This is a genomic window from Lichenifustis flavocetrariae (genome assembly GCF_026130545.1).
Classification (GTDB): Bacteria; Pseudomonadota; Alphaproteobacteria; order Rhizobiales; family Beijerinckiaceae; genus Lichenihabitans; species Lichenihabitans flavocetrariae.
Genome location: NZ_JAMOIM010000007.1, coordinates 183011 through 202495 on the forward strand (window position 1 = coordinate 183011; position 19485 = coordinate 202495).

General features: G+C 65.8%; 14 protein-coding genes. 8 read left to right on the forward strand and 6 right to left on the reverse strand.

Annotated elements, in window-relative coordinates:
- Positions 1 to 54 precede the first annotated feature (54 nt).
- The 4 genes from M8523_RS12855 (at position 55) to M8523_RS12870 (ending at position 7179) form a co-directional block, all read left to right on the forward strand.
- Complete coding sequence (locus M8523_RS12855) at positions 55 to 915, forward strand: ImuA family protein (protein WP_282585266.1); 861 nt, start codon at positions 55 to 57, stop codon at positions 913 to 915.
- A 5-nt stretch (positions 916 to 920) separates the two neighbouring features.
- Positions 921 to 2441, forward strand: a complete 1521-nt coding sequence (locus M8523_RS12860) for a Y-family DNA polymerase (RefSeq protein WP_282585267.1) — start codon at positions 921 to 923, stop codon at positions 2439 to 2441.
- Positions 2442 to 2450: 9 nt separating this feature from the next.
- Positions 2451 to 6203 (forward strand): error-prone DNA polymerase, encoded by a 3753-nt coding sequence (locus M8523_RS12865; protein ID WP_282585268.1) that lies wholly within the window; start codon positions 2451 to 2453, stop codon positions 6201 to 6203.
- Between the two features lie 61 nt (positions 6204 to 6264).
- Positions 6265 to 7179, forward strand: a complete 915-nt coding sequence (locus tag M8523_RS12870) for an MBL fold metallo-hydrolase (protein ID WP_282585269.1) — start codon at positions 6265 to 6267, stop codon at positions 7177 to 7179.
- 138 nt (positions 7180 to 7317) lie between these two features.
- On the opposite strand, the gene M8523_RS12875 is transcribed toward M8523_RS12870, so the two are convergent.
- The 3 genes from M8523_RS12875 to M8523_RS12885 form a co-directional block, all read right to left on the reverse strand.
- Positions 7318 to 9204 (reverse strand): HAMP domain-containing methyl-accepting chemotaxis protein, encoded by a 1887-nt coding sequence (locus tag M8523_RS12875; RefSeq protein ID WP_282585270.1) that lies wholly within the window; start codon positions 9202 to 9204, stop codon positions 7318 to 7320.
- 352 nt (positions 9205 to 9556) lie between these two features.
- Entirely contained in the window at positions 9557 to 10297 is a 741-nt protein-coding gene (locus M8523_RS12880; protein WP_282585271.1) for a DUF1499 domain-containing protein, read from the reverse strand.
- 5 nt (positions 10298 to 10302) lie between these two features.
- A complete protein-coding gene (locus M8523_RS12885; RefSeq protein ID WP_282585272.1) occupies positions 10303 to 11019 on the reverse strand; it encodes an HAD family hydrolase in 717 nt (238 codons plus the stop codon).
- A 148-nt stretch (positions 11020 to 11167) separates the two neighbouring features.
- Between M8523_RS12885 and M8523_RS12890 the strand changes: the two genes are divergently transcribed.
- A complete protein-coding gene (locus M8523_RS12890; RefSeq protein WP_282585273.1) occupies positions 11168 to 11365 on the forward strand; it encodes a hypothetical protein in 198 nt (65 codons plus the stop codon).
- Between the two features lie 63 nt (positions 11366 to 11428).
- A complete protein-coding gene (locus tag M8523_RS12895; protein WP_282585274.1) occupies positions 11429 to 12328 on the forward strand; it encodes a metallophosphoesterase in 900 nt (299 codons plus the stop codon).
- A gap of 7 nt (positions 12329 to 12335) precedes the next feature.
- Here the strand turns inward: M8523_RS12895 and M8523_RS12900 are convergent, their stop codons facing one another.
- Positions 12336 to 12944, reverse strand: a complete 609-nt coding sequence (locus M8523_RS12900; protein WP_282585275.1) for a L,D-transpeptidase — start codon at positions 12942 to 12944, stop codon at positions 12336 to 12338.
- Between the two features lie 169 nt (positions 12945 to 13113).
- Between M8523_RS12900 and M8523_RS12905 the strand changes: the two genes are divergently transcribed.
- Positions 13114 to 14058 carry a histone deacetylase family protein gene (locus M8523_RS12905; protein ID WP_282585276.1) on the forward strand — a complete coding sequence of 315 codons (945 nt, stop codon included), beginning with the start codon at positions 13114 to 13116 and terminating at the stop codon, positions 14056 to 14058.
- Positions 14059 to 14073: 15 nt separating this feature from the next.
- On the opposite strand, the gene ribB is transcribed toward M8523_RS12905, so the two are convergent.
- Positions 14074 to 15375 carry a 3,4-dihydroxy-2-butanone-4-phosphate synthase gene (gene ribB, locus M8523_RS12910; protein ID WP_282585277.1) on the reverse strand — a complete coding sequence of 434 codons (1302 nt, stop codon included), beginning with the start codon at positions 15373 to 15375 and terminating at the stop codon, positions 14074 to 14076.
- A gap of 72 nt (positions 15376 to 15447) precedes the next feature.
- Positions 15448 to 16536 carry a chorismate synthase gene (aroC, locus tag M8523_RS12915; protein WP_282585278.1) on the reverse strand — a complete coding sequence of 363 codons (1089 nt, stop codon included), beginning with the start codon at positions 16534 to 16536 and terminating at the stop codon, positions 15448 to 15450.
- A gap of 300 nt (positions 16537 to 16836) precedes the next feature.
- Between aroC and clpB the strand changes: the two genes are divergently transcribed.
- Complete coding sequence (gene clpB, locus M8523_RS12920; RefSeq protein WP_282585279.1) at positions 16837 to 19464, forward strand: ATP-dependent chaperone ClpB; 2628 nt, start codon at positions 16837 to 16839, stop codon at positions 19462 to 19464.
- Positions 19465 to 19485 lie beyond the last annotated feature (21 nt).

Below are 19485 nucleotides of genomic sequence, written 5' to 3' on the forward strand. Positions count from 1 at the left end.
TCGTTCATGACTCGGAATCTATTAAGAACAAATCATGAACAACGGACTGCCACGATGCCATCACCCTATCCGGATCTGTGCAGTCTCCGCAACGCCATGCGGCGGATCGAGGGCTTTAGTCTGACGCGGGGAACGGCGTCGGGGGGCGACGCTGAGGTGCAAAGCCTCCAGGGGGGTCACACGACGCAGCGCGTGCCGCTCGGGGCGGCCCCGCTCGACGGCATCCTGGGCGGCGGTCTCAGGCCCGGCAGCCTGCATGAGGTCGTGGCCGAGACGGCGCGGGACGAGGCCGCGGCCTCCGGCTTTGCGGTTGCGCTGGCAGGCCTCGTGGCGCGCGGCCGGACCCTGGTCTGGATTCTCGACGACAGGACCGCCTGGGAAATCGGTCTTCCCTACCGGCCCGGCCTCGCGGCGCACGGGATCGAGGCCGACAAGCTGATCCTGGTCAAGACCAAGGACACGGCCACGACGCTCTGGGCCACCGAGGAGGCATTGCGGGCCGGCGCTCCCGTGGTCCTGACGGAATTGTGGCGTGCCCGGTCCTACGATCTCGCCGTGTCGCGTCGGCTTCTCCTCGCGGCCCGGCGCCGGGGCGCCACGAATCTGGTGGTGCATGTCGGGCTGCGCCAGCACGAGGTGTCGAGCGGCGCGGAGACGCGCTTTGCGGTCGCGGCCGCGCCGAGCGAGCGCCTCCCTTCGGCCGGTGCCGCAACGCCCATTCCCGGACCCGCGGGTTTCGCGGTGCGGCTCGTGAAATGGCGCGGCGACCCGGACAGCCGCTTCGGCTTCGACCGCGACCAGATCCATCACCTGTCCTGGGACCGCTCGGGCCGTCGTTTCAGCCGGCCCAATGACCTCTCGCGCCTGAGTGGTCGTCACCGCACCGAGGCGTCGCCGCGCGGCGACGCGGCCTGAAGGCCATGGCCCGCCTGCTCAGCCTTTGGCTGCCGACGCTGCCGACCGATCGTCTCCGACGGCACGGCGCGCCGGAGGGACCGCTCGCGACGATCGAGCCCCTCAAGGGCGCGCAACGCATCGCCGCGGTCGATACGGCCGCCGCCGCGGCCGCGATCCGGCCCGGCATGACGCTCGCCGATGCCCGCGCGATCTGCCCGGCGCTCGCAACGGTGACGGCTGACCCGGACCAGGAGGCGAAGGCCTTGCGGGCCATCGGCGATTGGGGGCTCCGCTTCACGCCCATCACGGCGCTCGACCCACCCGACGGCGTGCTGCTCGACATCACGGGCGTGACGCATCTCTTCGGCGGCGAAGCGGCGCTCCTCGACACGCTGACCGCGGATCTGGCGGCACGCGGTTTCGCCGGGCGGGCCGCGATCGGTGACACGATCGAAGCCGCCTGGGCGCTCGCGCGCTTCGGCACCATCCGGATCGCCCCGCCGGGTCGGGCCGCCATAACGGCGCTGAGCCGCAGCCTGCCTTTGGCTGCCCTCAGGCTGCCCTCCCCGGTTCTGCAGGCCCTGGCGCAAGCGGGACTGCGGGAGATCGGCGACCTCCTGACCCGTCCCCGCGCGCCGCTCGCGGCCCGCTTCGGGGCGACGCTCCTCGAGCGGCTCGACGGGCTCATCGGCCTGCACAAGAGCCCGCTCACACCCTCGACCCCGGTGCCTCTGTTCCTGGCCGAGCGCCGCTTCGCTCATCCGATCGCCACGGTGGAGGCCATCGAGGCTTCGCTTCTGTCGCTCGCGCGTCATCTCGCGGCGCAACTCGAACGGCAGGCGCAGGGCGCCCGGCGGGTCGAGGCGGTGTTCTTCCGGGTGGACGGGGTGGTGAAGCGGCTCGCCTTGGGAACGAGCCGTCCGTTGCGCGACCCCGTCGCCCTGGTGCGGCTCTTTCATGAGAAGCTCGAAAGTCTCGGCGAGGAGGGGCTCGACACCGGCTACGGCTTCGACGTGATCCGGCTCGGAGCCAGCGTTGCCGAACCTCTGACGAGCGCGCAGGCCGAACTTGCGGCGGCGGCCGAGCAGGCCGCGGAAGCCGACTTGGCGCTGCTGATCGATCGCCTGGGCGCGCGGCTCGGCGCAACCCGTGTGGTGCGTCTGCGCAACGCCGACCATCACCGGCCGGAAGAGGCCGCGATCGCCTGGCCGGCGCATCGCCTCAGCACAGGCCCGTCCATGCCCGACGAGCCCGGTCGGCTGCGTCCCTTGAAAATGTTCGACCGGCCCGAGCCGATCGATGCCACGGCCGGCGTGCCGGACGGACCACCTCTCTATTTCCGCTGGCGCCGCACCCTGCATCTGATCGCCGCCGTCGAAGGGCCGGAACGCATTGCGGCCCCCTGGTGGACGACGGCCGCCCCGACGCGTGATTATTTCCAGGCCGAAGATGTCGCCGGGCACCGCTTCTGGCTGTTCCGGGAGGGTTTGTACGGCATCGAAGCCGCCCGCCCGCGCTGGTTTCTGCATGGGCTGTTCGGGTGAACGTGGCCCATGTTCGTGGAATTCGGCACGACCACCAATTTCTCGTTCCTGCGCGGGGCTTCGCATCCGGAGGAACTCGTCGCCATGGCGAGCGGCTTCGCGTTGCCGGCCCTGGGCATCGCGGACCGCAATTCGCTGGCCGGTGTGGTGCGGGCCTACATCCAGGCCCGCAAGCCCATGGACCATCCGGTGCGGCTCGTGGCCGGTGCCCGCCTCGTCTTCGCCGACGGCACGCCCGACATCCTGGCCTACCCGGTCGATCGCGATGCCTATGGCCGCCTGACGCGGCTGCTGACGATCGGCAATCGCCGGGCCGAAAAGGGGGCCTGCGTGCTCACCCTCGCCGATCTCCTCGATTGGATCGAAGGACTGCAGTTGATCGTGATGGACCGGTCGAGCGCCACGGACGAGGAGACGGTGCTTCACCCGGCTCCGCCCGTGGGAGAGGAGGGAAACAGGGATCGAACGGGGTCGCCCAAAGACTCCCCTTCTCCCGCAAACGGGAGAAAGTGGCCCTTGCGTCAGCAAGGGTCGGATGAGGGGAAACTCAGCGACCCGGATCCCCCTCATCCGATCCGGCTTTGCCGGGCCACCTTCTCCCGTGGAACGGGAGAAGGGAAGCACTGGGCCTCCCTTCACTTCACCCCGCCGCTCCCCCCCGCCAACGACAACCCTCCCCCACAGCCCGATCAGGCCTCCCTCCTGCGCCGCCTCGCCTGTGCCGCGCCGGGCCGTGTCTGGATCGCGGCCACCATGACCTATGGGCCTGCCATGCGGGCTGGGCTCGCGGCGCGGCGGGCGCTGGCCCGTGCCACAGGCCTCCCGCTGCTCGCCACGAACGACGTGCTGATGCACGCGCCCGAACGGCGCCAACTCGCCGATGTCCTGGTCTGTATCCGGACGGGCATTCCGATCGATCGGGCCGGGCGGCGGCTCGAAGCCAATGCCGAGCGGCATCTGAAGTCCGGCCCGGAGATGGCGCGCCTGTTCACCGAAGCGCCGGAAGCCGTGCCTGAAACCTTGCGGTTCCTCGAAGGCATCCGGTTTTCGCTCGATGAACTCAAGTACAATTATCCCGACGAGCTGCGGGCCGGCTACGACACCGAACAGGAGGCCCTCCGGGCCTTTGCCGAAGCCGGTACGCGCTGGCGCTACCCCACAGGTGTCCCGGACGAGGTGCAACGGCAGTTGAACCACGAGCTCGCACTCGTCGCCGAGCTCGACTATGCGGCCTATTTCCTGACCGTCTACGATGTCGTCCAGTTCGCCCGTCGCGAAGGCATTCTGTGCCAGGGACGCGGCTCGGCCGCGAATTCGACGCTCTGCTACTGCCTCGGCATCACGGAAATCGACCCCGTGCATCACGCCATGCTGTTCGAGCGCTTCATCTCGAAGAACCGCAACGAGCCGCCCGATATCGACGTCGATTTCGAGCACGAGCGGCGTGAAGCCGTGATGCAATATATCTACGAACATTACGGCCGCGCCCATGCCGGGCTGGTCGCCACCGTGATCACTTACCGGACGCGCTCCGCCCTGCGCGATGTCGGCAAGGCTTTCGGCCTGTCCGACGACACGGTGTCGGCGCTCAGCGGCACCGTCTGGGGCTATTGGTCGAGCGGCATCGATCCCAAGGAAGCGCGGCGCATCGGGCTCGACCCGGACGAGCATCGTCTCAAGCTGATGCTGACGCTGGCCGATGAGCTCGCCGGCTTCCCGCGCCATCTGTCCCAACATACGGGCGGCTTCGTGATCACGCGCACGCGGCTCGACGAGGTGGTGCCGATCAGCAATGCCGCCATGGACGACCGCACCGTCGTCGAATGGGACAAGGACGACCTCGACGCGCTCGGCATGATCAAGATCGACGTGTTGGCGCTCGGGATGCTGACTTGCCTCAAGAAGGGCTTCGACCTCCTGGAACAGCATTACGGCCAGACGCTGACCCTCGACGACGTGCTGAAACGGGATCAGGTCGAATCCTGTGTCTACGACATGATCTGCCGGGCCGACACGATCGGCGTGTTCCAGATCGAGAGCCGGGCTCAGATGACGATGCTGCCGCGCCTCAAGCCGCGGGAATTCTACGATCTCGTGATCGAGGTCGCCATCGTGCGCCCGGGGCCGATCCAGGGTGACATGGTGCATCCCTACCTGCGCCGCCGGCAGGGACTGGAGCCTGTCATCTACCCTTCGGATGAATTGCGCGAGGTGCTGCAACGGACGCTGGGCGTGCCGCTGTTCCAGGAACACGCCATGAAGATCGCCATCGTGGCGGCCGGTTTCACGCCTGACGAGGCGGATCAGCTCCGTCGCGCCATGGCGACCTTCAAGAAGGTCGGAACCATCGGCACGTTCCGGGATAAGATGGTCAACGGCATGGTGGCGAAAGGCTATCCGGCCGATTTCGCGGAACGCTGCTTCAAGCAGATCGAAGGCTTCGGCACCTATGGCTTTCCCGAGAGCCATGCGGCGTCCTTCGCGCTGCTCGTCTATACCTCGGCCTGGCTCAAGTGCCGCTACCCGGACGTCTTCGCCTGCGCGCTGCTCAATGCGCAGCCCATGGGGTTTTACGCCCCCGCCCAAATCATCCGCGACGCCCGCGACCATGGCGTGCCGGTGCAGCCCGTCGACATCAATGCCTCGACCTGGGACCACAGTTTAGAGGATCCCTTCTCCCAGGCGAACGGGAGAAGGCGGCACGGCGAAGCCGAGACGGATGAGGGAACTCCTGGCGCCGCGTTTCCCCTCACCCGACCTCACTTCGAAAGGCCACCTTCTCCCGCTCACGCAGGGGAAGGAAAGGCATGCCTGCATCCACGTCACGCCACCATGCGCGACGACATTCTCGGCGACAAGGCGCTCCGCCTCGGCTTTCGCCAGGTCAAGGGCCTCGGCCAGGCCGACATGGACCGGCTCGTGGCCCGGCGCGGCCAGGGTTACGATTCCATTCGCGATCTCTGGCTGCGAGCGGAGCTGACGCTCGCCACGCTCGAAGATCTCGCCGAGGCCGATGCCTTCCGGTCGATCGGCCTCGACCGGCGTGATGCGCTCTGGGCCGTGCGCGGCTTGAACCGCGCCGGCGACAAGGACGACCTGCCGCTGTTCGCGTCCGCCTCGTCCGTCCCGCATGAGCCCGACGCCGCCCTGCCCCCGATGGCGCTCGGCGAGCATGTGGTGGAAGACTACCGCCATATCTCGCTGTCGTTGAAGGCGCATCCGGTCCGTTTCGTACGATCCGAGCTGGCAGCGCGGCGCATCGTGCCGAATGTCGAGCTCGGTCCGGCCCGCAACGGCCGGCGCGTCACCGTGGCCGGGCTCGTGCTGGTGCGGCAGCGGCCCGGGTCGGCCAGCGGCACGATCTTTCTGACGATCGAAGACGAGACGGGCGTGGCCAACATCATCGTCTGGCCCAAGGTGTTCGAAGTGAACCGGGCGGCCGTGATCGCGGCGCGGTTTCTGGCCGTCACCGGTCTTCTGCAGCACGAAAGCGGTGTCACCCATGTGGTGGCCGAGCGCTTCGAGGATCTGACCGCCATGCTCACGCAACTGTCGCGGCGCGGCGCCGAGATCGAGGACCTCGCCCGGGCCGACGAGGTGAAGCGGCCGCAGACCTTCGAAGGGAAAAAGCGCGGGCTCGGCGCCGAACTCGCTGCGAAGATCGGTTTTCCGCTTGCGACCGACACCCGCAGGCCGAAGTCCGCGCCGGAGACCGGACCGCACTTACATGACGCGTTGCCGAAAGGCCGAAACTTCCATTGACGCACCGCTTATTCAGGCGCGCTACTTGCTTGCCATGGACACTTGGCACCGGAGACCATCCATGGCGTCCGACGATATCCCCTTCGACCGCGCGCTCGACGCCAAGCCCGACCAGGTTGTGCGCATGTCGCCGCTGGTCCGGCGCGTGATCGCCAACAATGGCGGGCCCTTCACGTTTACGGGCACCTGCACCTATCTGGTGGGCGACCAGGACGTCACCGTGATCGATCCGGGGCCAGCCGACCCCCGGCACAGCGACGCTCTGATGAAGGCGATCGGCACCGCGCGGGTTGCGCAGATCCTCGTGACGCACAGCCACAAGGATCACGCGCCCGGCGCCGCCGCCCTGAAAGCCGCGACAGGCGCGCCGATCCTCGGCTGCGCCCCCTACCACGCCTCCCTGCCGCCGCTCGGGGCGGCCCGGACCATGGACGCGAGCCACGATCTCACCTACACGCCCGATACGGTGCTCAACGAAGGCGATGCGGTCGAGGCGCCCGGCTATCGTCTCACGACACTCGCCACCCCCGGTCACGCCGCCAATCACCTCGCCTTCGCGTTGGAACCGGAGGGCACCCTGTTTTCAGGCGATCACGTCATGGCATGGTCCACCACCGTGGTGGCTCCGCCGGACGGGTCGATGCGAGCCTATCTGGCCTCGCTGGCCAAGCTGCAAGACCGGAGCGACACGCTCTATTGGCCCGGCCATGGCGGACCGGTAAAGAACCCGCAGCGTTTCGTGCGCGCCCTCGCGGCGCACCGGCGCCAGCGCGAACAGGCCATCCTGCAGCGGCTCGCGTCCGGCGACCGCACGATCGACGCCATCGTGCGCAACATCTACGAGCATCTGGCACCTTCCCTGAAAGGCGCCGCCGCCTTGTCGGTCCTGGGCCATCTCATCGACCTCGGCGAGCGCGGCCTGGTGGAAGCCGGGGACGGATTCACGCTCGACGCGCAATTCAGGCCATTGCCGTGAGGCCTACCTCGCCCACCTGAGAGGGGCTTCCGCTACCCACGATAGTCTGGACAACGGATGCGCCCATCAATCTCCATCGGCGCAGAGACAAGCAGAGCGGTCCATGAGCGCTACCGCGGCCATCGGAAACCATTCCTCTCAGAATTCTTGCCAGCTCGCTTCATCGACACTCGTCTCGGGTTTCCGTGCCGCACCTCCGCGACCCGCCGTCTTCAGAGCCACATGGGCCGCGCGGGGCGGTTTGGCGGGAGCCCGGCGGGTATTCCTTTGCTCCGCCTCGTAGCCGAGTTGGAACTGGCCAATCCGTCGAGCCAATTCTTCCGCCTCCTGGGAGAGGCTGTGGCTGGCAGCGGTCGACTGCTCGACCATGGCGGCGTTCTGCTGCGTGACCTGGTCCATCTGGTTGACGGCCGTGTTGACCTGATCGAGACCGGTCGCCTGTTCCTGGGCCGAGGACGCGATCTCGGACACGTTGGCGTTGATCTCGGTCACTTGTGAAACGATACGTTCAAGCAACTTCCCGGTCTCACCGACGAGGCTGACGCCGCGCCCTACCTGCTCGGTCGACGTCGAAATCAGCGCCTTGATTTCCTTGGCGGCTTCGGCTGAGCGCTGGGCCAAGGCCCGCACTTCCGAGGCGACCACCGCAAAACCGCGACCCGCCTCACCGGCACGTGCCGCCTCGACACCCGCGTTGAGGGCCAGCAGATTGGTCTGGAAAGCGATCTCGTCGATGACACCAATAATCTGGCTCACCTGCTGTGATGACTTCTCGATCGCCGTCATGGCCTGAACGGCTTGGCCAACGACCTCGCCGGAATGCTCTGCATCGGCTTTGGCGGTCGAGACAACCTGCCGGGCGTGATTTGCACCGTCGGACGTCTTCTTCACTGTTGCGGTGATTTCATCGAGGGCCGCGGCGGTTTCTTCGAGAGAGGCGGCCTGCTGTTCCGTCCGCTTCGACAGATCATCCGCCGCGGTCGCGATCTCGGTTGAGCCCGATCTGATCGCGGCCGTATTGGCTGCCACAACTTTCATTGTGTCCTGCAGCTTGTCCATGGCGCCGTTGAAGTCCGCTCGCAGCTTCTCGTACTCGTCCGCAAACCGATGCTGGAGCCGGAACACGAGATCACCATCGGCCAATTTCTCGAGACCTGTGGCGATGCCGTCGACCACCGCCGACTGCTGCTCGGCAGCCTTGGCGCGAGCAGCCTCGTTTCGAGCCCGCTCGTCGGTCGCGATGCGCCTCGCCTCGACAGCCTCGGCTTCAAGACGGAGTTTTTCAATCGCGGCATCTTTGAAGGTTTGCACGGCGCCCGCCATTGCGCCAATCTCGTCTTTCTGACCGACCGCCGGAATTGCAACGGTCGTGTCGCCCGATGCGAGTCGTCGCATGGCCTCGGTCATGGAGCCGATCGGCCGCGTGATTTGCCAGCGAACGAGAAGAAGAGCCCCGATGATCGTGAAGGCAAGTCCGATCAGTCCCACGACCACCATTCTGACCAGCGTGTTTTGCGACAAGTTTTGGACGTCGGTGCCTGCCGTATGCATGTCGCGCAATTGTTTCGATTGCAGATCTTGCACAATCCCGTCGAGTTTGACGAAGACGTCACTCGTTTCTCCCTGCAGTTGATCCTCGGCTGCGGACCGATTTCCTGCCGTTTGGAACGTGTAACTCTTTAATTCCGCAGATCGGTAGCGATCCGTGAGCGGCTTCAGTTGATCATACAGCGTGAAGTCGGTGTCATCCAAAACCGGCTTCATCTCGACTAGCGTCTTCTCCAGATCATCGGCCGCTGCGATGAAAGCCTTCTGGAGCTCACCCCATCGGATGGTATCTGTCTCAACGAGGACTTCGAAGGCGCGCTGGTGCATGTGCGACGATTTTTCGTGCGCCGCCGCAGCAAGATAAAGGGCTTGTGTCTGATTGGTCAGGACGTCCTGGACGAAAACGTCATTTGCGCGAATACCGGACGCGGCGATGCCGACCAGACCGACGCAAAGCAGGGAAAAACCGAAGACCACGAGACCGATTTTCGCTGCTATTGACCGATTTTTTATGCTGAGCACGAGCAATTCCTCGTCACCGTAAAAGACGATCAAGGATGCCGGACCACCATTTAACATTCCTATGTTTCCACCTTGGACTTCACATGGTGGTGAACAAATCGGGTGCTTACACAGGAGCAGCGAGAAAGATCGGTCTGAAGCTGTGCGGAAGGAGACAGCCGGTTTTATTCAAACCTATACGAGCCTGCATAAGTAGAGGCCGGATGATGTGGCGTCTCGTTGCCAATCGCTCAGGCTTGCTCGGTTATTTTTTCAGGCAGTTAACTACGGTTCGGAGGCCGAGCTCAACGGAGATCGCCACCGCGCGTCACTCGTCGTCCGCGGCCTCCAAGGCGGTCGCAAGCTGGCGAATAGTGGCTTGGCTTTCTCCGAAATCGTAGAAGCCGAGCCGCGCAGCCGAGAGAATGTCGACGCGCGTCTGACCAGCGAGCGGGCTGATACGGATCGCGAGGTCCTGCGGCAGATGCAATATCGGCGAATACGTCACGGCGTCGATATGGCCGAGCCCCAGCCGGCCTCCCGGCGGAACGGAATCCGCTATACGCCAGTGCAGCTCGGCGAGAAGCTTGCTCAGGGCCGCATAGGTCTCGGTGGGTTCGAGATCGAGCACCACGGGCTTCTCGAAGACCTCGGGTCTCTGGGGGCCGAGCCAGCCGCGGAGCGCGAAGGCTCTGGCGGATCGGGAGAAGCGAAGCGGCGTCGTACCGTCGGTCGTCGCCAAGGCGCTTAAGGGATGCCCAACCGCGACAGCGGCCAGATATCCAGGATAGGCAAGGGTCAAGACCGCCAGAAGAAGACCGAACAGGACCGACCCGACACCGCTTTCCCCCGTGCGCCAGATGCGGCCCAAGGCCTTGATGCCGCTCGACACGGCAAAGACCGCGCAGACCAGGCCGGTGGCGAGGATCGCCAGCACCTCGATGGGGGTACTCAGCGGATGATGGGCCCAGACGACCGCTACGGCCGCCAGAACGGAGCCGAGCACCGCCAGACGCCGCGTGACTCTCGTTCCGCGCGCTGGCGTGTCGAAGCGCGGGATCGGGCGCATGGCACTCAGGTCCGGGCGAGCATGTCGACCAGCGCCGGCAGGTCTTCGATCCCGTCGAGAACGTGGTCGGCCTCCGACAAAAGGTCCTCGCGGGTCGCCGGTCCGGTCAGCACCGCGACCGCCACTGCGCCGGCCGCGCGGGCCGCCGTCATGTCGTGACGGGAATCGCCCACCATGGCGATACTTTCCGGCGGGACGCCGAGATAGGCCGCGAAGGCCAGCACCATGCCGGGGTCGGGCTTGGCGCCATGGCCGCTGTCATAGCCTGCCAGAAATTCCATGTGGGCGTCGAGCCCAAGGGCCGCCACCTGGGCGCGCCCGCTCGCTTCCGAATCGTTGGTGGCGAGCCCAAGCCGCAAACCGCGCCTCTGCAGGGCCGCCATCACGTCGCTCGGGCGGCCGATCGGCGTCAGGGCGCGCAGGGTTTCGTCGGCGAAACGGCGGTTCATTTCCTCGATCAGGGCCGGATCGTGCCGGCGGCGGAGCGCTTCGGCCCAGAGATGCGCATAATCCTTCGTGGCGCCCGCGATGAGGGGCGACGTGGGGCGGAAGCGGCGGGTCCCGAGATCGTAATGCATCGCGGCGGCGATCCGGTCGAGGGCGGCCCCATCGTCGCCGCTCATCAGCCGCATCACATCATAGGTGGCCGCGCCCCAGGTCGCGTCAAAATCGACGAACGTGCCGTCCTTGTCGAACAGTATGCCGGCCAGACCCATCCGCATGCCCCGATCATCCCTGCCTCATACGCCCCGGATTGAGACGCCCTTCGGCCGACCTGCTTAGCCCTTTTTTAAAACGCACCGATCAGTGTTGACACATCATTCACCAAGCCGGCGCGTCGTCCGGTTTTCGCCATCGAGAAGGTTTACCATGACGCCAGGACAACCGCGCGACCCGCAATCGCGCAAGATCGAGCACGCGCGTGACCTGCAGGCCAAGCTCTACCGCGAAATCGGCATCTCGGCCGTCGCCGCGGCACTCCGCTTCACCACGCAGCCCGACAACATTGTGCCAGCCGCCCAGGCGGCGGCGAGCCGCCCACATCCCGGCCGCGACATCGCAGCCTGAGCTCCGGCCGGCCGCCACAGGACAGACGCGGTCGTTTGATCATTCCTCGCGACACCCGGTCCGATGATCGACCGGCGTCAGTTTTTGCTCGGCACCGGCGGTTTTGCGGCCGGCCTCGCGGGTTTGGCGGGCTATGGCGTGGCGATCGAGCCCGCGATGACGCCTGCCGTGCGACGCTACACCTTGCAGCCGGACGGCTGGCCTGAAAACCTTTCGCTGCGCCTCGGCGTGATCGCCGACATTCATGCCTGCGAGCCCTGGATGTCCGCCGAGCGGGTGCATGGCATCGTCGAACAGGTCAATGCCCTGGAGCCTGATCTCGTCCTGCTGCTGGGCGACTTCTATGCCGGACACCGCTTCGTGACGGGTCCGGTCATGCCGGGCGCCTGGGGCGAGGCGCTGAAGTTCCTGCGGCCGCCTCTCGGGACCGTCGCCATCCTGGGCAACCACGATTGGTGGCACGGACCCATTCCCGGCCTGGCGGGGGGCCCGGCCGAGATCCGCAAGACCCTCCGGGACCGCAACATCACTCTGCTTGAGAATGCGGTTCTACCCATCAGCAAGGATGGAACCGTGTTCTGGATCGCCGGATTGGCCGACCAGATGGCCCATCGCTTGGCGCGCGGGGGCACACGGGGCGCGGATGACCTCCACGGCACGCTGGCCCAGATTGCCGGCGAGGCGCCCATCATCCTATTGGCTCACGAGCCCTTCATCTTTCCTCTCGTTCCCCGCCGCGTGACCCTGACGCTCTGCGGGCATACCCACGGCGGTCAGATCAACCTGCCAATCATCGGGGCGCCCCTGACGCCGACGCGGCGTTACCGCTACGGGCATGTCGTCGAACGCGGCCGCCACCTGATCGTGTCCGGAGGCTTGGGCGAATCCGGATTTCCGATCCGGATCGGCGTACCGCCCGAGCTCCTCTTGATCGAGCTCGGCACGAACGCCCTGACGGTGTGATCCGAAGTTACAGCACGATCACGGTCGCGCCGACTTTCACGCGGTTGTACAGATCGATGACGTCGATGTTGCGCATGCGGATACAGCCGGAGGATGCTCCGTGGCCGATCGTTTCCGGCTCATTGGTGCCATGGATACGGTAGAGCGTGTCCTTGCCGGTTTCGTCATAGAGGTAGAGGGCCCGGGCCCCGAGCGGGTTCTCCGGGCCACCCTTGAGCCCTCCCATATCGACCACGGGCTTCAGATGCGGCCACCGCTTCAGCATGTCGGCCGGCGGCATCCAGCTCGGCCATTCGGCCATGCGCTTGATCGTGGCCTTCCCGGTCCAGCCATAGGCTTCCTTGCCGGTGGACACGCCGTACCGGATGGCCTTCTTGTTCGGCAGAACGAAGTAAAGAAGGCTGTCATGCGTGTCGACCACGACCGTACCGGGCGGCTGGCCCGTCACGTCGTCGACCTGATAGCGTTCGTAATTGAGGCCGCTGCTGGCCGCTGCTGGCACCATGGAGATGTATTCGGCATCGCGCGCCGACAGCGTCGGATCCGGGGTCGAGGAATATTCGCAACCGGCCAGCATCAATGCCGCGACCGCGATCGACCCTGCCCTGCGAATCATCGTTTCCGTCCCGCCTAATTTCATCCAGGCCATGTTCCGGCGTGGAAGATGACCCATGTAACGGATGAAATCAAAATGCCGTGACATCTCATCACGACAACGCTGCACATTGCCAAGGGGCGTGACCAAGATGCGACAGCGACATGGCTAAGCTTGAGCATGGTGGGCTATGACCACGCTTCTCTTCAGCCACCCCGATGTCTATCTTCATGAGATGGGCGAAGGACACCCTGAGCGTCCTGACCGCATCCGGGCCATCATGCGCCGGCTGGACGCACCGCAATTCGCCGCGCTGGTGCGCAGGGAGGCGCCGGAGGTCAGCCGGGAGGCCGTGGAGCGCGCGCACCCCGCCGCCTATCTCGACATGCTGCTGGATCATCGGCCGCCGGCCGGGACCTTCGTGCGGATCGACGGCGATACGGTGATGAACGACGGCACCTGGCCGGCGGTCAGCCGTGCCGCGGGAGGCGCCGTGGCGGCGGTCGATGCCGTTGTCAGACGAGAGTGCGCCAATGCCTTCGTGGCGACGCGGCCGCCCGGCCATCATGCCGAGCGCATGCGCGCCATGGGCTTCTGCTTTCTCAATAATGTGGCCATCGCGGCGCGCCATGCCGGCGCTGCGCATGGGATCGACCGGGTCGCCATCATCGATTTCGATGTCCATCACGGCAATGGAACGCAGGACATTTTCTGGAACGACCCGAATGTCCTGTATTGCTCGACACATCAGATGCCGCTCTTCCCCGGCACGGGGGCTGCGAGTGAACGGGGCCAGCATGGCACCATCGTCAACGTGCCGCTGCCCTCCGGTGCGGACGGTCGCCTGTTCCGCGCGGCGGTCGACGATGCGATCGTGCCGAATGTCGAAGCCTTCGCACCCGGTCTGATCATCCTGTCCGCCGGCTTCGATGCCCATCGGCGCGACCCCCTCGCCTCGCTGGCTTTGGTGGAGGCGGATTTCGCCTGGGTCACGCGCCGCTTCCTGGATCTCGCCGAACGTCATTCAGGCGGGCGACTGGTGTCGGTCCTGGAGGGCGGCTACGATCTCGAGGGCCTCTCGGCCTCGGTCGCGGCACATGTGACAGAGCTCATGGGCGGCTCAACCGGCACCTGACGCCAGCAGCAGCGGTCAGGCCGGCGGGTCGAGCGACTCAGTCGACGCGATCTCGATGCCGAAGCCCGACAAGCCGACATAGACCCGCTCGCTCGACGACAGCAATTTGATCGAAGACACTCCGAGGTCGCGCAGGATCTGGGCTCCCACGCCCACCTCACGCCATTCCGATGTCCTGGCAGAGTCTGAGTCGATGGCTTGGCCCGGCAGCGCGGCGACCGGCACGCCCGCGGCACCGTCACGCAAATAGACCAGGATGCCACGGCCCTCCTGCTTGAAGCGCGCAAGTGCGCCATTGATGGCCGAGCGATCGCCGAAGACGTCGTTGAGGATGTCGACGCGATGCAACCGGGTTGGGACATCACGGCCGTCGCCGATCCGGCCGTGCACGAAGGCGAAATGCTGCACGGGATCGAAGGGCGTGCGGAACGCATAGCCGGTCACCTGGCCGATCGCGGTCTTCACCGGAAATGTGGCGACGCGCTCGATCAGTTTTTCGCGCGACTGCCGGTAGGCGATGAGGTCGGCGACCGAGATCCGTTTGAGGTCGTGCTTGCGCGCAAACCCTTCGATCTGCTCGCCCACCATGACGGTGCCGTCATCGTTGGCGAGTTCGCAGATGACGGCAACCGGGGGCAGACCCGCAAGACGGCACAAATCGACCGCCGCCTCCGTGTGTCCGGAGCGCATCAGCACGCCGCCCTCGCGCGCGATCAGAGGGAAGACATGGCCGGGGCGGACGAAGTCGCTCGCCCCCATATTTCCATTGGCGAGCGCCCGCACGGTATTGGAGCGCTGCTCCGCCGAGATCCCGGTCGTGAGGCCGTGCCGCACATCGACCGACACCGTGAAAGCCGTGCCAAGCGGCGCATCGTTGGCCGCCACCATCGGGGCAAGATTGAGCCGCCGGGCCTCATCGGCGGTCATCGGGGTACAAACGATGCCACAGCAGTTGCGGATGATGAAGGCCATCATCTCGACCGTGCAATGGCCGGCGGCACAGACGAGATCGCCCTCGTTCTCGCGATCGTCATCATCGGTTACGACCACGATCTGCCCGCGCGCCATGGCGTCGATGGCCTCAGTCACGGATTGGTGGTTGTTCATCGGAAAAGTCCAGGTCGAGGGGGCGTCGAGGAGGTCGTTGGGCGTGACCGCACCGCCGGTGGCACGCAGGATTGCTTCCGCGGTGTCGCGCGACATCCAGGCGTTGGGACCGTTGCAGATCTGGGTCACAGCACCCGGTGTAACGCCGATGCGTCGTGCAAAGTCACCCCGCTTGACCTTGCCGGCTTTCAGCCAGTCACTCAGTTTCATGCGCAGAGCTTAGCCGGGCGCCTGAGTTTAGCCAAGCTGAATAACGGAGGAAATTTAGCAAAACTAAATCGTTTACCGCCCTGTTTGTCCCCGATGGCGCAGAAAGTGATCGGCCAGAACGCAAGCCACCATGGCTTCACCCACCGGCACGGCACGAATGCCGACGCAGGGATCGTGACGCCCCTTGGTGAGGAGGTCCGTTTCGGCGCCACTGCGGTCGACCGTCTGCCGCGGCGTCAGGATGGACGAGGTCGGCTTGACGGCGAAGCGCGCCACCACGGGTTGCCCGGACGAGATGCCGCCCAGGATGCCGCCGGCGTGGTTTGCCAGGAAGCGCGGTCCGGCGTTGCCCTGCCGCATCTCGTCGGCATTGGCTTCGCCGGTCAGTTCGGCGACCGCGAAGCCGTCGCCGATCTCGACGCCCTTCACCGCATTGATGCTCATCAGCGCCGCCGCGAGGTCGGCGTCGAGCTTGCCGTAGACCGGCGCTCCCCAGCCGGCCGGTACACCCTCCGCCACCACCTCGATCACGGCACCGACCGAAGAGCCCGCCTTCCGAATGCCGTCGAGATAATCGGCCCAGAGCACCGCGGCCTCCGGGTCGGGGCAGAAGAACGGGTTCTGATCGACCTGGGCCCAGTCCCAGCGGCTCCGGTCAATGCGGTGCGGTCCGACCTGCACGAGCGCGCCACGCACGCTCACGCCGGGGATCACCTTGCGGGCGACGCCGCCAGCCGCGACACGCGCCGCCGTCTCGCGGGCGGAGGAACGGCCGCCGCCGCGGTAATCGCGGATGCCGTATTTGGCCTCATAGGTGAAGTCCGCGTGACCCGGGCGGTACTTGTCCTTGATGTCTCCGTAGTCCTTGGAACGCTGGTCGACATTCTCGATCATCAGCGCGATCGGTGTGCCGGTGGTGAGTTGCGGCGCGTCAGGCCCGTCGGCGAAGACGCCTGACAGGATCTTCACCCGATCCGGTTCCTGGCGCTGCGTGGTGAAGCGGGATTGGCCGGGCCGGCGGCGATCGAGAAACCCCTGAATGTCATCCGCATCGAGCGCCAGACCCGGCGGGCAACCATCCACCACGCAGCCGAGTGCCGGCCCATGGCTTTCGCCGAAGGTCGTGACACGGAACAAATGGCCGAAGCTGTTGTGGGACATGGGATCGCTTGGTTCGAAGCAGGCCGACGCCGAACACGGGTCATCAGCAAGATGCGGCCTTTCCGGGCAACGCTATAGCGGGCTGCCCGAGAGGTGGGAAGCGGAGCGGTCCAACGAACGGCTGACCTCCGGTCGGACAGACTCGATCGATGTTGCAAAAAGGCATCATCGGCCGCCTTCCCCCTCTTCCGCAATCTCGGCCCCCACCCCATCTCTGGCTCGATCGGTGGCCCTGCGGCACCGGACCACTATCGCAAGTTTGCGTCGCTTCGGGACGCGAACGGCTTTTGGAGGAAGACCATGAACCCAGAGAAATTCACCGAGCGAGCGCGAGGCTTCATCCAGTCGGCGCAGACGCTCGCCCTGCGTGAAGGGCATCAGCAATTCACGCCCGAGCATCTGCTCAAAGTCCTGCTCGACGACAAGGAAGGCCTGGCGTCAGGCCTTATCGACCGGGCCGGCGGCCGCTCGCGCGATGCGCTGGTCGCGACCGAACTGGCCCTGTCCAAGCTGCCCAAGGTCGGCGGCTCGGGCGCCGGCCAAGTCTATCTTTCCCCCGCGACGGCACGGCTCTTCGATCAGGCGGAACAGATCGCCGAGAAGTCCGGGGACAGCTTCGTCACGGTCGAGCGGCTGCTGCTTGCGCTTGCCATGGACAAGACCACGGACGCCGGCCGGCTGCTCGCCAACGCGGGTGTCACACCGCAGGTGTTGAATGCGGCGATCGAGGATCTCCGCAAGGGCCGCAAAGCCGACAACGCGTCGGCCGAGAACAGCTACGACGCGCTCAAGAAATACGCCCGCGATCTCACCGAGGCGGCGCGGTCCGGCAAGCTCGATCCTGTGATCGGCCGTGACGAGGAGATCCGCCGATCGATCCAGGTCCTGTCCCGCCGTACCAAGAACAACCCCGTGCTGATCGGCGAACCCGGCGTCGGCAAGACCGCCATTGTCGAGGGCCTGGCCCTTCGCATCGTCAATGGCGACGTTCCGGAAAGCCTGAACGACAAGAAGGTGATGGCGCTCGATATGGGCTCGCTTATCGCGGGGGCGAAATATCGCGGCGAGTTCGAGGAGCGGCTGAAGGGTGTGCTTGCCGAAGTCACGGCGGCCGAAGGCAACATCATCCTGTTCATCGACGAGATGCACACGCTCGTCGGTGCCGGCAAGGCCGACGGGGCCATGGATGCCTCGAACCTGCTGAAACCAGCCCTGGCCCGCGGTGAACTGCATTGCATCGGCGCGACCACGCTCGAAGAATACCGCAAGCATGTCGAGAAGGACGCGGCCCTGGCGCGGCGCTTCCAGGCCGTCTTCGTCTCCGAACCGACGGTCGAGGACACGATCTCGATCCTGCGCGGCCTGAAGGAAAAGTACGAGCTGCATCACGGCGTCCGCATCGCCGATAGCGCGATCGTGGCAGCCGCGACCCTGTCGAACCGCTACATCGCCGACCGGTTCCTTCCCGACAAGGCCATCGACCTGATCGACGAGGCCGCCTCACGGCTCCGCATGCAGGTCGATTCGAAGCCCGAGGAACTGGACGAACTCGACCGCCGCATCATCCAGCTCAAGATCGAGCAGGAGGCGCTCAAGAAGGAAACCGATCAGGCCTCGCGCGACCGGCTTCTCCGGCTCGAAGGCGAATTGGACGACCTGCAGGAGCAATCCGATGCGCTGACGGTCCGCTGGAAGGCTGAAAAGGACAAGCTGGGCTCGGCGACCAAGATCAAGGAGCAGCTCGACGCGGCGCGCAACGAACTCGTCCAGGCGCAGCGCAAGGGCGAGTATCAGCGCGCCGGAGAGCTGACCTATGGCGTCATCCCGGACCTCGAACGCAAGCTCGCCGAGGTCGAGGGCGCGTCACAGGACCGGCTCGTCGATGAAGCGGTCACACCCGACCGCGTGGCCCAGATCGTCTCGCGCTGGACTGGCGTGCCGGTCGACAAGATGCTGCAGGGCGAGAAGGACAAGCTCCTCAAGATGGAAGACGCCATCGGCAAGCGCGTTGTGGGACAGCCTGAAGCCGTGCATGCGGTGTCGACTGCCGTGCGGCGCGCCCGCGCCGGATTGCAGGACCCGAACCGGCCGATCGGCTCCTTCATGTTCCTGGGACCGACGGGCGTCGGCAAGACGGAGCTGACCAAGGCGCTCGCGAGCTTCCTGTTCGACGACGAGACCGCGATGGTCCGCATCGACATGTCGGAATATATGGAAAAACACTCGGTCTCGCGCCTCATCGGCGCACCGCCCGGCTATGTGGGCTATGACGAGGGCGGCGCCTTGACCGAGGCGGTGCGTCGACGGCCCTATCAGGTCGTGCTGTTCGACGAGATCGAGAAGGCACATCCCGACGTCTTCAACGTCCTGCTCCAGGTGCTCGACGACGGGCGGCTGACGGACGGCCAAGGTCGCACGGTCGATTTCCGCAACGTTCTGATCATCATGACCTCGAACCTCGGCTCCGAGTTCCTGGCGCTGCAGAAAGATGGCGAGGATGTCGAAGAGGTGCGGGACGAGGTGATGGGCGTGGTGCGCAGCCACTTCCGGCCCGAGTTCCTGAACCGGGTCGACGAGATCATCCTGTTCCACCGGCTGCGGCGGGAGGACATGGGCGCGATCGTCGATATCCAGCTAGGCCGCCTCGACAAGCTGCTGGCCGATCGCAAGATCACGCTGGCACTCGATGCGAAGGCCCGCGAATGGCTGGCCGAGAAGGGTTACGATCCCGCCTACGGAGCCCGTCCGCTGAAACGGGTGATCCAGAAGGCCGTGCAGGACCCGCTGGCCGAGCAGATCCTGTCCGGGTCGGTGCATGATGGCGAGACGATCACGGTCACGGCCGGAAACGCCCGTCTGCTGATCGGCGCGGCCGATGTAGAAGAGCCCTCGACGGTCGTTCCGATGCCGAAGCGGATGCTTAACTAAGGGGCACGAACCATCGATCAA

What these genes read in the sequence shown, in the direction of transcription:
- M8523_RS12855 (WP_282585266.1), top strand. Translation starts at nt 55, where the DNA reads ATGCCATCACCCTATCCGGATCTGTGCAGTCTCCGCAACGCCATGCGG.
- M8523_RS12860 (WP_282585267.1), top strand. Translation starts at nt 921, where the DNA reads ATGGCCCGCCTGCTCAGCCTTTGGCTGCCGACGCTGCCGACCGATCGT.
- M8523_RS12865 (WP_282585268.1), top strand. Translation starts at nt 2,451, where the DNA reads ATGTTCGTGGAATTCGGCACGACCACCAATTTCTCGTTCCTGCGCGGG.
- M8523_RS12870 (WP_282585269.1), top strand. Translation starts at nt 6,265, where the DNA reads ATGGCGTCCGACGATATCCCCTTCGACCGCGCGCTCGACGCCAAGCCC.
- M8523_RS12880 (WP_282585271.1), bottom strand. Translation starts at nt 10,297, where the DNA reads ATGCGCCCGATCCCGCGCTTCGACACGCCAGCGCGCGGAACGAGAGTC.
- M8523_RS12885 (WP_282585272.1), bottom strand. Translation starts at nt 11,019, where the DNA reads ATGCGGATGGGTCTGGCCGGCATACTGTTCGACAAGGACGGCACGTTC.
- M8523_RS12890 (WP_282585273.1), top strand. Translation starts at nt 11,168, where the DNA reads ATGACGCCAGGACAACCGCGCGACCCGCAATCGCGCAAGATCGAGCAC.
- M8523_RS12895 (WP_282585274.1), top strand. Translation starts at nt 11,429, where the DNA reads ATGATCGACCGGCGTCAGTTTTTGCTCGGCACCGGCGGTTTTGCGGCC.
- M8523_RS12900 (WP_282585275.1), bottom strand. Translation starts at nt 12,944, where the DNA reads ATGATTCGCAGGGCAGGGTCGATCGCGGTCGCGGCATTGATGCTGGCC.
- M8523_RS12905 (WP_282585276.1), top strand. Translation starts at nt 13,114, where the DNA reads ATGACCACGCTTCTCTTCAGCCACCCCGATGTCTATCTTCATGAGATG.
- ribB (WP_282585277.1), bottom strand. Translation starts at nt 15,375, where the DNA reads ATGAAACTGAGTGACTGGCTGAAAGCCGGCAAGGTCAAGCGGGGTGAC.
- aroC (WP_282585278.1), bottom strand. Translation starts at nt 16,536, where the DNA reads ATGTCCCACAACAGCTTCGGCCATTTGTTCCGTGTCACGACCTTCGGC.
- clpB (WP_282585279.1), top strand. Translation starts at nt 16,837, where the DNA reads ATGAACCCAGAGAAATTCACCGAGCGAGCGCGAGGCTTCATCCAGTCG.